Here is a 13,565-nt window from a genome sequence, read left to right as displayed (position 1 = left end):
CTTTAGTATAAATATAGAATTTTATTAATTGAAACGTCATGAGAAAAAGAATAGTTCTTACTCTTTTTCCATGACATTCAATTTTTTGCAAATATTAATCACATCTTTTGGGTGTTTTCTTACATAAGAGAGTTTGGTAGAGTTTTTTAAGTATAAATACAGGGAAAAGAAGGCAAAAGCTCTATATTAAAGGGGAAAGGGTGTTTTTAGAATGATATTAGAAGTCACAGCTGCAACCTTACATGATGCTAAAGTTGCCCAGGAACATGGTGCCGATCGTATAAGTCTTGTAACTGGAATCGGTGAAGGCGGCTTAACCCCAAGCTACGGTTTGATGAAAAAAGTGAAAGAAACGATACATATCCCAATATTTGTGATGATCCGTCCACATAATCAATCTTTTCAATATGATGAAGATGATTTGCAAACAATGATTGAAGATATTCACTATGCAAGAGAAATTGGCATTGATGGAATTGAAATTGGCTGTTTAACAGAAGACAAAATTATCGATGAGCAAGCTTTAAAGCGACTGCTGGATGCGGCAGGAGAAATGAACGTAACGTTTCATTTAGCGTTTGATGAAATCAGTGATCAAGAAAAGGCGCTTGAAACGCTTTTAAGCTATAAGCAAATTCAGCGTGTTATGACTTCGGGAGCGGATAAAAGTGCGCTAAACGGTATTCCTCATATTAAAAAGCTGTTAAGAAGAATGAAAGATAAAGATATTATTTTAATCGGGACAAAAGGGCTGAAGCCTGAAAATCTTCAAGCGTTCTTATCCGTTACTCCCGTGAAAGAAATTCGTATTGGTTCAGGGGTTCGAGTAAATTGTCAGTATACGAAACCGCTTGACCCAAGGAGTGTAAAAGCTGCAAAAGAGACGATGAATAAACAAAAGTAACAGAAGTGCTACAAGAAATTGTAGCACTTTTTTATTTGGAAATAGAAAGGGACTTATTACATAGTTTTCCCTAATTGGAAAACAACATAAAACTCTTTTAACCCTTGATACATAAGAGAAATACTGCGTTTTTCCGACTGTAGAGTGAAATAGGAATAATTTCATATTTTCAGAATAATTATTGACAGTGATAATCATTATCATTTATTGTTGTAATTGTTAATGAAAATCATTATCAATCGAACAAACAGGAGGATATGATATGTCAACGTCAACGAAACAACTTACATCAAACGAAATGCTGCTTGCTATGCAAAATGAACGAGAATCCAATGCAAGATCTTATCCTAGACGCCTTCCTATTGCGATTAAACAGGCAAAAGGCGCCGTGATCACGGATATGGATGGAAAAGAGTATATTGATTGTTTAGCCGGAGCCGGCACACTTGCTCTTGGTCATAACCATCACGTAGTTCATGAAGCAATTCAAGACGTTTTAGCAAAATCTATTCCTTTACATACATTAGATTTAACAACGCCTGTAAAAGAAGCTTTTATCGATGAAGTGTTCGCTAGTTTGCCGGAAAATTTCGCAAACAAAGCGAAAATTCAGTTTTGCGGTCCCACTGGAGGAGACGCAATTGAAGCGGCTTTGAAACTTGTGAAAACAGCAACAGGCAACCGAACGATTTTATCTTTTCAAGGGGGATATCACGGCTCCACACACGGAACATTAAGCATCAGCGGTACAACGAGTCCAAAAAAGCACATTCATGCGCTAGTGCCAGATACACATTTTTTACCCTACCCATATGAATATCGCTGCCCTTTTGGCGTAGGTGCTGAAGGACACACGTATATTAGTACATATATTGAAAATATGCTGGATGATCCTGAAAGCGGAATTGTGACTCCAGCGGGTGTTGTAGTAGAAATTGTACAAGGAGAAGGAGGTTCTGTTCCAGCACCGATTCCGTGGTTAAAAGAGCTTCGCCGAATTACAAAAGAACGAGATATTCCGCTTATTGTGGATGAAGTTCAAACTGGAATTGGACGAACAGGAAAACTGTATGCATTTGAGCACGCTGATATCGAACCGGATGTATTAGTACTGTCTAAAGCAATTGGAGGAAGCCTTCCATTATCCGTTGTTCTGTATGATAAAAGGCTTGATCAATGGGAAGCAGGTGCACATATCGGCACCTTTAGAGGAAATCAGCTTGCAATGGCTACAGGACGGGCTACTCTGCAATTTATAAAACAAGAAAACTTACCTGCGCATGCTCACGAGTTGGGAGCCTACATTCAAAGCCAGCTAAGACATATTCAAAAGCAAGTATTGTCGATTGGGGATGTACGCGGAAGAGGTTTGATGCTGGGTGTTGAAATCATCGACGCGACAAAGCCGGCTAATAAAATCGGCAGTCATCCTGCAAACGGTGAGTTAGCTAAGCTGATTCAAAAAGAATGTTTTGACAGAGGCGTCATTTTAGAAGTCGGTGGAAGGCATGGTGCTGTTATTCGTTTGCTTCCTCCATTAATTTTAACAAAACAACAAACGGATGAAATATTAACGAAATTTGAAGAAGCGGTAAAAGCAGCAGAAGAGAAGTGGGTGAATAAATAGAATGGCACCGTTTGAAAAGTGGTTTTTATCATCAACAAAGGAAAGCCTCGAGAATTATGAAGCGATGATAGGCGGAATGACTGAGATGATCAAACGTCACTACTATGAATTAAAGTCCGCTTATACTCACATCGACGTTGAAGAGCTGTCAAACTTAGTCAATCGTTCTGTCTATTTTAGCAAGCACGAACAGCCGCTAGAAGATTTATTTGATAACGTACAAGCAGTAGTGATGAATCATTCGCTTCATATTTCGCATCCCGGAGCAATGGCGCACTTGCATTGCCCTCCGATTATACCGGCTCTTGCTGCGGAAGTGATGATTTCTGCTTTGAATCAATCTATGGACTCGTGGGATCAAAGTCCGGCAGCTACGTATATAGAAGATAAAGTGATTGATGAGTTAACACAACAAATTGGTTATCCAAGCTCATCTTCAGGCATTTTTACAAGCGGAGGGACGCAGTCAAATTATATGGGACTCCTGCTTGCTCGTAATGAATATTGCCATTCTGCCTTTTCAATGGATGTTAGTAAAGAAGGCTTACCGTTCCAAGCTAAAAAACTGCGGATTTTCTGCTCGGAAAAAGCGCACTTTACGGTGCAACAATCTGCAGCTCAGCTTGGGCTGGGCATGCGTGCAGTGGTGAGTGTAAAGTGCAATGAGCAGCATGAAATGGATATAAAAAGCTTAGAAGAAGCAATACAGGAAGTGAAAGCTCAGGGCAACCTTCCCTTTGCTATTGTAGCAACGGCAGGTACAACAGATTTTGGGAGCGTAGATCCTCTTTTTGAAATAAGTGAGCTTGCTAAAAAAGAAGGGCTCTGGCTCCATGCTGACGCCGCTTATGGAGGAGCGCTGCTATTTTCGCATAAATATCGTGAACGCTTAAAAGCTCTTGAACGAGCAGATTCTATTACGATGGATTTTCATAAATGGTTTTATCAGCCTGTAAGCTGCGGAGCATTTTTGCTGAAAAATTCAGCTATGTTTAAACACATTCAGCTTCATGCAGATTATTTAAATCCTGAAGAAGATGAGCATGTGCACTTAGTAGACCGCAGCATTCAAACGACAAAGCGGTTTGACGCCTTGAAGCTCTGGCTTACTTTCGGTGCAGTAGGTGCAAATGAATACGGAGAAATGGTTGACCACACGATTGAAACTGCTAAGCAAACAGCTGACTACTTACAAAAACAAAGGAATGTAGAAGTGTTAAATGACCCTTATATGAACGCGGTTGTCTTTCGCTATGTACCAGATATTTTATATAGTGATTGTCAAAAGCAGCAGCATTATGAAAATAGGTTGAATCAGCTTATTCAGCAGCACTTATACGAAAAAGGCACGTTTATCATGGCAAAAACAAAGCATAAAGAACGAGTCTATTTAAAACTAACGATGTTAAATCCTATGATTACATTTGATTCTGTTGTCACTCATTTAGAGGAAGTTGTTGCTTTAGGCAAACAGTTGGAGAAAAAGGAGGAGCGATTACGTGAACGCTCAGTTATCGGCTAATTTTATTACGATGCAAAACATTATTAATTGCTATATTCGAGAGACAGGTAAGGGAGTATGGCAGTCCGTTTCAGAAATAAAAAGTGAGGAAACGCTCGTTCTTAGACTAGAAAAACAGCCGGTAACTCTTTACTTTCCAGTAAAGTACCGCTCAGCCACCGGACGTCACTTGTTCTTTTCAAACTTTTCTTATCGTATTCAGCAAGAGGAGATTAAGGAGTTAGATATCGTCACTCTTTTGGCCTTTCTTTTAAAAGAAGTAACGGATCATTTAGTACAAGTAAATGAGCTAATTATACGTGTTCTATTAAGCTATGAAAATATGAAATTATTCATTGAAAAAAGGCAGAAAGAGTTAGAAACGTGCTATAAATGGGACAAAACGTTCTTAGAATCTGAACAGTCCCTGCTTATTGGGCACCAGCTGCATCCAACACCTAAAAGCCGCCAAGGGATATTACCTGAAGAAGAAGAGGTATTTGGACCTGAAGTGAACGGGGAATTTCAGCTTCATTATTTTAAAGCGCATGCATCTCTCGTTGCAGAACAGTCCGCTGGAAATCAAACCGCTTCACAGCTTATTAAAGAGCAGCTGAAAAAAGATAAGACGGTTTCTGAAGAATTCATACAGTCTTATTGCCAAGCGGACGATTATTCACTTATACCTATGCATCCGCTACAAGCTCGTTATCTTTTAGGAAAAGAAGAAGTGTGCCAATGGATTCAAAAAGGCAGGCTTGCTTATCTAGGGCCACACGGTCAGCCGTTTTATCCGACTTCGTCTGTTCGAACCGTATACAGTAACAATGCAGATGTGATGTATAAATTTTCCATTCCGGTAAAAATCACTAATTCACTGAGAGTGAACAAACGCAAAGAATTAAGCAGAGGGGTAGAAGTTAGCCGTTTATTGCAAAAGGGATTACAGGCGGAGCTTCACGAAAATCATCCGGCTTTTCAAGTAATTGAAGACCCTGCTTACATCACGCTTGGAGAAAAGGAGCTTGGATTTGAAGTTATGATTCGAAGCAATCCTTTTCAAGGTAAGCAAGGGGATCGTACAACACTTCTAGCCAGTTTGTGTCAAGATCATGTGTTTGGAGAAGCTTCTCAAATTGAAAATATTATTCATCACATTGCTGCAAGTGAAAATAGCACGACTGAAGATGTAAGCAAGCGCTGGTTTAAACGCTATTTAGACGTATCTTTTCATCCTATGATGTGGCTTTACACTCAAAAAGGAATTGCGCTGGAAGCTCATCAGCAAAACTCCGTTATTAAACTTGATGAAAACGGATATCCATCGGTGTTTTACTACCGCGATAACCAAGGCTATTACTTTATGAAATCAAAGGAACAAGAGCTTCGCAAGCTGCTTCCTTCCTTAAACGGAGAAAGCGATACGGTCTGTGATGACGCTGTAGCAGAAGAAAGATTTCGTTATTACGTATTTTTTAATCATATTTTAGGATTAGTTAACGCTTTTGGTGCAGCTGGCCTCGCTCAAGAATCAGATCTGCTATTGATTTTGCGACAAGAGATCGAGATGTACAAAGAAAATGATCATACAGGGCTTGTTTCATCAATGTTAGAAGAGAAAGTGCTTCCTTGCAAAGCCAACTTCTTAACGCGCGTTCATGATATGGATGAGCTGGTAGGATCTCTTGAAACACAGTCTGTTTATGTAAATGTCGAGAATCCATTGTTCGAATCTGCAGGTGTACGTGTATGAAATCAGCCTTGCAAACGCAGTATCCATTTATGATTCAGCAAAAGGAGCAGAGCATTACCTTTCGCTCTGTTTCTTTTGCAAAAGATTTCGAACGGCTGTACAAGTGGATGCATGAACCGCATGTTATTCCGTATTGGAATTTAAATATTTCAAAACAGGCGTACGAGCAGCATTTAAAAACATTTCTAGCTGATTCTCATCAAAAGCTGCTAATCGGAGAAATTGATGGTGTACCTATGAGCTATTGGGAATCTTATATGGTTGAAGGTGACATAATCAGTAACTATTATCCTTATGAAAAAGGAGATCAAGGAATTCATTTATTGATTGGAGAACCTGCTTTTTTAGGAAAAGGCTATATTTATCCGCTCCTTCTTAGTTTGCTAAAGCATAAGTTTAACGTAGCAGACACTGCTAAAGTAATAGCGGAGCCAGATAGACGAAATGAAAAAATGATTGCAGTATTTAAAAAATGCGGGTTTCAATTCATGAAAGAAGTGTCGCTGCCTGATAAAACGGGTGTACTGATGAAATGTGAAAGAGAAGTATTTGAAAGAAGGTGGAGCGAATGGAACAACGGGACATTTTAGACGTAATTGGAGTAGGAGTTGGTCCATTTAATTTAGGATTAGCCGCTTTAATTGATAAAAAAGATTGTACATATAAATGTTTTGAACAAAAGGATGAGTTTAATTGGCATCCAGGAATGCTTTTAGAAGGGACAACACTTCAAGTGCCGTTTATGGCAGATGTGGTCACGATGGTGGATCCGAAGAGTCCATACACGTTCTTAAATTATTTGCATGAGCATGAGCGCTTGTATCAGTTTTATTTCTTTGAAAAGTTTCATATTCCGAGAAATGAATACAATCACTATTGCCGCTGGGTAGCGAGCCAGCTGAGTGGGCTTGAATTTAACAGCACAGTAAAAGAAGTAAAAATGCATGAAGACGCTAAGCCTTACTACGAAGTAACAGTTGAAAAAGAAGGAAAGCTTTATACCTATTACAGCTATCATCTTGTTACTGGAGTAGGTACGCAGCCCGTAGTGCCAAGAGACTTTCAAACAGTGGCAAGCGATACGTTTTATCACTCCGCTCATTACAAAATGAAGCGTCAGCAAACGCTGCAGGCTAAAAGCATAACCGTAATTGGCTCTGGTCAAAGTGCAGCTGAAATTGTCTATGATTTACTTCAACAGCAGCCTGAGTTTGAGTATAAGCTGAATTGGTATACGCGCTCAAAAGGTTTTTATCCAATGGAATATTCAAAGCTTGGCCTTGAACATTTTTCACCGGATTATACCCGCTATTTTTACAGATTGCCCGAAGAGAAAAAAGAGAGCGTTTTACGAAATCAAGCTCTCCTCTATAAAGGAATAAGCTTTGAAACAATCGGGAATATTTATGATTTGATTTACGAACGAACAATTGGAGGAAAAGAAGTGCCTCTAACGATGCGCGCGCTTACGGAACTTGCAGGCGTTGAAAAGATAAACGATACACATCTTCTGACTCTTCACCAATACGAGCAGGACTCATTTGAAAAAGAAGAAAGTGAAATTGTCATTATGGCTACTGGCTATCATGCAAAAGAGCCTGCTTTTATGGAAGGTTTAAAAGAACATGTACTATTCGATGAAAAAGGCCAGCTGAAAATTAACGAACGCTATCAAGTTGAGATGAAGAAGAAAGGAGCCCCGCTATTTGTGCAAAACGGAGAGCTTCATACACACGGAGTTGGAGCACCGGACTTAGGTTTAGGCGCTTATCGCAATGCTGTTTTGATTAACCAAATTGCAGGCAAAAGCGTGTACAAAATATATAAAAATACTGTTTTCCAAAAGTTCGGATTTTAAGAAATGATTTCTCCGCGCTTTGTTTTTATCTGCTTGTTTATGACCATGACGTCAGAAGTATTATTATCACCATTTTATCCACAGTATTTTACACATGCATTTCATGTAGATGGAGTGGCGATGACGTCTTTTTTCATTATTTGCTGCCGGATTGTGGTCATTGTTATGACACCTTTATGGGGAATGCTGTTTAAGAAATGGAACGTAAAATATGTAGTTGTAACGTCACTTTTAATGACGGCCTTAATTAAAGTCATTTTGAGCGAAGTTTCTACTTTTTATGGATTTTTAGCTACTTCCTTAGTGCTGCTCCTATTTCAAAGCAGTTTATATCTTTTGTACCCCTATTTAGTAGGCGGCATGAAAAAAGGACAGAAAAAGGCAAGTGCTGCAACAACGTATGTATTTATTGTTCATACGGCGATTATTGTCGCTAGCTTGTTTGGAAGTACGGTTATTGCATGGGAAATGCCGCTTAACGTATATCAATACTTTGCTTTAATTGATATGGTACTGGCCGTATGGCTCTTAACAAGAAAAGCATTACCTTTAAAAGCAGAAAAAACACCGGCATCCATTCAAAGCATAAACGAGCCCATCTTTTTTTATTTGCTGGCGATTTTCTTTTTTTACCTTGGGCACAATGTCATTCGCCCTTATTTTACATTGTTTACACATGAAACATATGGCATGAGCAGTCAAGGCGGCGCTTTGCTGTATGCGATGCCGAGTATTATGGCGATTGTCTTAAAGCTTACGGTACCTACCAAACTATTGAACGGCAACGTTATACCGCTTTTTTATGGCATAACGGGTGCTAGTGTTTTGGTGCTGTGTTTGCAGGCATATGCTGATCATCTCAGCGTGTTTATTATCAGCCGAATTTTATATGGAGCCGGGTTTTATCTCAGCATGGTTATACTGGATATCTATTTATTTCGAAAAAGTAAAGAAGCGGCTGCTTACTATTACAGCTGGCTTATTGCTGTTCAAAATATCGCTCTGCTGATTGCACCGATTGTAGCATTAGAAATCAGCAAAGTGGATTTGGCATTTCCTTTAGTAGCGGGAGCAGCTGCTTTGCTAGCTGCTAGCGCTGTAATGCCGCTGCGTAATAAAACAATCCCTATTCTAAGACAAGTAAAGGAGAATGAAGGATGAAAATCAAAGAAACGAATCTTTCCGTATTTAATAAGCAATCATGGGAAAAAGCAAATCGACAGCTTTTAGCTAAAATGCTGCAGGAATTTATGTATGAAAATATTATTGAGCCAAAACAGCTGCAAAAGCAGGGTGCGCTTGCCACGTATCGATGGGAAGATCACCGGGGCGTTACGTATACATATCAAGCGAAACAACGATTGTTTGACAGTTTTTCTGTACTACCAGAAAGTATTAAGTTGACATCTAAAACGTCAACCCCTACATTTTCGGAGGCCTTGCAGCTGTTAATTAGCCTATCTGAAGACAAAGGAATGTCTAGCTCAACCGCAGGTCACTTAGCAAAAGAATATTTTCATACATTAATAGCAGATTTGCATTTACAAAATCGAAAATCAGCTGATGAATTAGCAGATATGGATTACGCAGAGCTAGAAGGTGAAATGACGGGACATCCTTGGATTACGTATAATAAAGGGCGCATTGGGTTTGGTTATGATGACTATCTTCGGTTTGCGCCTGAGCAAAAACAAGAAATTCAGCTTTCATGGATTGCTGTAGAGAAGCAAATTGCTTCATTTCATTCGTTGGATACCCTCGGCTTTGATGATGTTATGAAGCAGGAGCTAAGCGGTGAGAGGCTAGCTGAATTTGAAAAAGAATTAACAAGCCAAGGCCTTTCGAAAGCGGACTATTATTATATTCCCGTTCATGAATGGCAGTGGATGAACGTAATTGTTCCTTTATTCGCTGAATACATTGCAAATGATTTAATTGTTCCGTTAGGAGAAGGTGAAGATCAATACTTTCCTCAGCAGTCGATTCGGACATTTGTGAATACAACAAATCGAGATAAATATCATGTAAAGCTTCCCATGAGTATATTAAATACCCTTGTATACAGAGGGCTTCCAAGTGAGCGGACGGTCATTGCACCTCAAGTCACTCAGCACATTAAAGGCATACGAGATCGCGATGCGTTTTTAAAAGATACGTGCAAAGTAGGACTTTTAGGTGAAGTGGCTACGTTAAACGTAACTCAGCCGACGTTCGCTTCTATTAAAAATGCGCCTTATCAGTATCTAGAGATGCTTGGAGTCGTTTGGCGTGAAAGCATTTATCAAGAGCTAGAAGAAGGAGAGCATGCGATTACGCTAGCTGCGCTTTTACATGTTGACAGTAAAGGGAAAGCTTTAGTTTCGTCATATATTGAAAAGTCAGGCTTAACTCCTAACGAGTGGATTGATGCGCTAACCAGCGCTGTGTTGCCGCCGCTACTTCATTACTTGTATCAATACGGCACTGTATTTTCCCCGCACGGTCAAAATACGGTACTGGTTCTTAAAAACAACAAGCCCGTTCGAATTATTATGAAGGATTTTGTAGACGACGTGAATATTAGCGATCAGCCGTTTGAAGAACTGCAGCAGCTATCTTTTGAATTAAAAGAAGTGCTGCGCAGCGAAGAGCCGGAAGGATTGACGCAGTTTATTTTAACAGGGTTATTTGTTTGTCACTTCCGCTATTTAGCAAGCATCTTAGAAGAGCATGAAGGTGTAGAAGAAGCAGACTTTTGGAAAAGTGTACGAGCAGAAATCTTGCATTATCAAGCATCATTTCCACATTTGAAAAAACGATTTGAACTGTTTGATTTATTACGTCCAACCATTACGAAATTAACGTTAAATCGAAATCGAATGTTTGATTACGGATACGAAGATGACGGAGATCGTCCTCACGCAAGCGAATATGGTACGGTGAGGAATGCCTTGCATGAAGTTAGTGAAAAAGCCGTGCAATAATAAGGAAAAGCAGGAAGCGAAGGGGATGAGCTGCAGCACTTTAGGAAACACTCATTTTATGTATGTGTAGAACGTAAAGATCAGTGAATGAACGATTTGATGGAGTAGATGGTAGAACAACAAATACGCAAGCCGAAGCAAACGTTTCGGCTTTCTTTTGTCAAAGCCTTATTTCAATGTCGCATCGCTACAAGGATAATGGTACAATTGTCTGTATATTTAAAAAAAGAGAGGGAATTACATGAAATCGCATATTCAAAAACATTTAACTTCATATAAAGAGAAATATAAAAACCGAGGTCGGCTGCTAATTAGCTGTCCGGACAAACCGGGTATTGTAGCCGCTGTGTCTACGTTTTTACATGAGCACGGTGCAAATATTGTAGAATCAAGTCAACATTCAACAAACCATGAAGGCGGCATGTTTTTTATCCGTTTCGAATTTGAATGTGAGGATTTATTAGCTAAAGAAGTAAAGCTAGAAGAAAGCTTCAAAAAGATTGCCGATACATTTTCGATGAACTGGCAGTTTACATATGCTCATAATTTGAAAAAAACAGCTATTTTTGTGTCAAAAGAGCCTCACTGTCTGCTAGAGCTGCTGTGGGCGTGGGAAAGCGGAGACTTGATGACAGACATCGCTGTCGTTGTAAGCAATCACGAAGATGCGCGCGAAGTAGTTGAATCGTTTGGCATTCCATTTAAGCATATACCAGCGACAAAAGACATTCGTCAAGAAGCAGAAGCAAAACAGCTTCAAGTATTAAAAGATTATGATATTGATGTAATTATCTTAGCGCGTTATATGCAAATTTTAACGCCGACCTTTGTGGCTGAAAATCCGTATCGCATTATTAATATTCACCATTCATTCTTACCGGCATTCATTGGAGCACGTCCATATGAACGTGCATATCAACGAGGCGTAAAATTAATTGGTGCTACGTCTCACTATGTAACGGACGACTTGGATGAAGGACCAATTATTGAACAAGATATTGAACGCGTGAATCACCGTGATGATGCGGATGACTTAAAGAAAAAAGGCCGCTTAATTGAACGTACGGTGCTTGCACGCGCTGTGAAATGGCACTTAGAAGACCGCATTTTAGTGCATGAAAACCGCACAATTGTATTTAATTAACAAAGACTAAGCTGTTAAAAAGTAGTTTAGCCGAAGGAAGATCCGAACGATGAATCGAGATTCTTGAGAGAGAATGAAATTCGTTCGGATTTTTTTATGGTCATGGTAAACGTAGGTTTCATTGGGTCTCATTCTCGTTTTTTTTTCGGGGAAATCGCGTACCTACATGATAAAGAACTTTTCTATATGAGCTGAGATTTAGTTGTTTACTTAGCGCGTGAACACTTATACAATAGAAAAGGACTTTTTAATAAAGGAAGTGTCGGAAGTGAAACAATATCTTGAACTTTGCGAGCATGTGTTAGCAAATGGAACAAAAAAAGAAGATCGGACAGGAACAGGTACAATTAGCACATTTGGCTATCAAATGCGTTTTAATTTACAAGAAGGTTTCCCGGTATTAACGACAAAAAAACTTCATTTGAAATCAATTATTCATGAACTGCTTTGGTTTTTACAAGGAGATACAAACGTTAAGTATTTACAAGATAACGGCGTGCGCATTTGGAATGAATGGGCGGATGAAAACGGCGAGCTTGGCCCTGTATATGGCCATCAGTGGCGTTCATGGCCAACGCCGGACGGCGAAAAAATTGATCAAATTACAAATGTTATTAATCAAATCAAAAACAATCCTGATTCGCGCCGCTTAATGGTAAGCGCCTGGAATGTATCTGATGTAGACAATATGGCTTTGCCGCCTTGTCACTGCTTATTTCAGTTTTATGTAGCGGACGGCAAATTGTCTTGTCAATTGTATCAGCGCTCAGCTGATATTTTCCTAGGCGTACCGTTTAATATAGCTTCATATGCGCTGCTTACAATGATGGTGGCACAAGTGTGTGATTTAGAGCCGGGTGATTTTGTTCATACGTTTGGTGATGCGCATATCTACAGCAATCACATCGAACAAGTAAACCTGCAGTTGACGCGCGAGCCTCATGCATTACCAAAAATGAAAATCAATCCAGACGTAAAATCAATTTTTGACTTTAAATTTGAAGACTTTGAGTTAGTAGATTATAATGCGCATCCTCACATTAAAGGAGCTGTGAGCGTATGATTTCCCTCATTGTCGCAATGGATCAAAATAGGCTGATTGGTAAAGAGAATGATTTGCCATGGCGTCTTCCGGAAGATTTAAAGTATTTCAAGCGCATCACAACGAGTCATACGATTGTAATGGGAAGAAAAACATTTGAATCAATTGGACGACCGCTCCCTAATCGCGAAAATGTGGTTCTTACGCGTCAAAAAGATTATCAGCAAGAAGGAGCAACCGTTATTCATTCAGTTGAGGAACTAGAAGCATTAGATGCTGAAAAAGAAGACGAGCTCTTTGTGATTGGTGGAGCTACTCTGTATGAGCAAACATTAGACGTTGCAAACCGACTTTATATTACGCATATTGAAGAATCTTTTGACGGCGATACACATTTTCCTGCGATTGATTTGAGCGAATGGAAAGTTATTTCGAAGCAGCAAGGAATTAAAGATGAAAAAAATCCCTACACTTATTATTTTACCGTATACGAGCGAAGCTGATTTCCCTTATTAAAAAAATGCGAGTCTGGGACAAAAGTATGGTAGTTGAAGAAAGATCCGAACGATTCATCGTTCGGACCTTTCTTTGTGATGGTGAACGTAGGTTTCATGTCTGTAGGTGCTTTTAGCAGTTGATTGGAGGGCAAGGCGAAGACTCAGGCGGGAGCGGAAGCAATGAGGAGGCTCACCGCCCGCGGAAAGCGAAGTCTTGCACGGAAATCAACTGCGGTGTAAAAACCGATTCATATTAGACGTCTTTAGGTGGGGTCT

At 39.6% G+C, this 13,565-nt stretch carries 11 protein-coding genes; all 11 read left to right on the top strand.

All coding sequences use genetic code 11. The features are described from left to right. The first annotated feature begins 211 nt into the window (after positions 1 to 211). The gene (locus CEQ83_RS19645) at positions 212 to 904 is read left to right on the top strand and encodes a copper homeostasis protein CutC (RefSeq protein ID WP_014458532.1); all 693 of its coding nucleotides are present in this window, start codon (positions 212 to 214) and stop codon (positions 902 to 904) included. A 262-nt stretch (positions 905 to 1,166) separates the two neighbouring features. Continuing rightward, positions 1,167 to 2,531 (top strand): aspartate aminotransferase family protein, encoded by a 1,365-nt coding sequence (locus tag CEQ83_RS19640; protein ID WP_099331244.1) that lies wholly within the window; start codon positions 1,167 to 1,169, stop codon positions 2,529 to 2,531. A gap of 1 nt (position 2,532) precedes the next feature. Further along, entirely contained in the window at positions 2,533 to 4,053 is a 1,521-nt protein-coding gene (locus CEQ83_RS19635) for a pyridoxal phosphate-dependent decarboxylase family protein (protein WP_099331243.1), read from the top strand. Then, positions 4,031 to 5,785 carry an IucA/IucC family protein gene (locus CEQ83_RS19630; RefSeq protein ID WP_028415138.1) on the top strand — a complete coding sequence of 585 codons (1,755 nt, stop codon included), beginning with the start codon at positions 4,031 to 4,033 and terminating at the stop codon, positions 5,783 to 5,785. The genes CEQ83_RS19635 and CEQ83_RS19630 overlap by 23 nt, the downstream gene beginning before the upstream one ends. Next, on the top strand, positions 5,782 to 6,375 hold the full coding sequence (locus tag CEQ83_RS19625) for a GNAT family N-acetyltransferase (RefSeq protein ID WP_028415137.1): 594 nt from the start codon (positions 5,782 to 5,784) through the stop codon (positions 6,373 to 6,375). Before CEQ83_RS19630 ends, CEQ83_RS19625 begins: the two co-directional genes overlap by 4 nt. Then, on the top strand, positions 6,354 to 7,643 hold the full coding sequence (locus tag CEQ83_RS19620; protein ID WP_028415136.1) for a lysine N(6)-hydroxylase/L-ornithine N(5)-oxygenase family protein: 1,290 nt from the start codon (positions 6,354 to 6,356) through the stop codon (positions 7,641 to 7,643). Before CEQ83_RS19625 ends, CEQ83_RS19620 begins: the two co-directional genes overlap by 22 nt. A 3-nt stretch (positions 7,644 to 7,646) precedes the next feature. After that, a complete protein-coding gene (locus tag CEQ83_RS19615) occupies positions 7,647 to 8,804 on the top strand; it encodes an MFS transporter (RefSeq protein ID WP_028415135.1) in 1,158 nt (385 codons plus the stop codon). Beyond that, a complete protein-coding gene (locus CEQ83_RS19610; protein WP_098999601.1) occupies positions 8,801 to 10,606 on the top strand; it encodes an IucA/IucC family protein in 1,806 nt (601 codons plus the stop codon). Before CEQ83_RS19615 ends, CEQ83_RS19610 begins: the two co-directional genes overlap by 4 nt. A 241-nt stretch (positions 10,607 to 10,847) precedes the next feature. After that, positions 10,848 to 11,750 carry a formyltetrahydrofolate deformylase gene (purU, locus tag CEQ83_RS19605; protein ID WP_028415133.1) on the top strand — a complete coding sequence of 301 codons (903 nt, stop codon included), beginning with the start codon at positions 10,848 to 10,850 and terminating at the stop codon, positions 11,748 to 11,750. A gap of 268 nt (positions 11,751 to 12,018) precedes the next feature. Beyond that, complete coding sequence (locus CEQ83_RS19600) at positions 12,019 to 12,813, top strand: thymidylate synthase (protein ID WP_013058746.1); 795 nt, start codon at positions 12,019 to 12,021, stop codon at positions 12,811 to 12,813. Beyond that, a complete protein-coding gene (locus tag CEQ83_RS19595) occupies positions 12,810 to 13,295 on the top strand; it encodes a dihydrofolate reductase (protein ID WP_028415131.1) in 486 nt (161 codons plus the stop codon). Before CEQ83_RS19600 ends, CEQ83_RS19595 begins: the two co-directional genes overlap by 4 nt. Positions 13,296 to 13,565 lie beyond the last annotated feature (270 nt).

The organism is Priestia megaterium (assembly GCF_009497655.1).
Lineage (GTDB): Bacteria > Bacillota > Bacilli > Bacillales > Bacillaceae_H > Priestia > Priestia zanthoxyli.
Note: the sequence above shows the minus strand (reverse complement) of the source record. Positions and strands in the feature narration are given on the sequence as shown.